The organism is Corallococcus aberystwythensis (genome assembly GCF_003612165.1).
Classification (GTDB): Bacteria; Myxococcota; Myxococcia; order Myxococcales; family Myxococcaceae; genus Corallococcus; species Corallococcus aberystwythensis.
Genome location: NZ_RAWK01000587.1, coordinates 1 through 425 on the forward strand (window position 1 = coordinate 1; position 425 = coordinate 425).

Here is a 425-nt window from a genome sequence, read left to right on the forward strand (position 1 = left end):
GCCCGCACCGGCTGGCGCCCCTGACCATCGGCCGGCTCCAAGGCAATGCCATCCAGTGCGGCTACCACGGCCTCACCTTCGACTGCAGCGGCCGCTGCGTGCACGCGCCGGGCATGCCGCGCGTGCCGGAGAGCTTTCGCGTTCGCAGCTACCCCACGGCCGAGAGCATGGGCATGGTCTGGGTGTGGATGGGCGATGCCGACAAGGCCGATCGCAGCCAGGTGTTCCGCCTGCCGCAGTACGACGACCCCGCCTACAGCGTGGTCGAGGGCGACGCGCTGCTCGTGCAGGCCAACTACCTGAGCCTGGCAGACAACCTCTGCGACCCGACCCACGTGGTCTACGTGCACCAGACCACCCTGGCCAGCGCCGGCCGCGAGGAGACGCGCGTGCAGCACGAGCGCCAGGGCAACACGGTCGTGACC

The 425-nt window shown here is 70.6% G+C and carries 1 protein-coding gene; it reads left to right on the forward strand.

All coding sequences use genetic code 11. The annotated features are described in order from the left end of the window. A partial coding sequence (locus D7W81_RS41590; RefSeq protein WP_147445861.1) for a Rieske 2Fe-2S domain-containing protein occupies positions 1–425 on the forward strand: 425 nt, incomplete at both ends.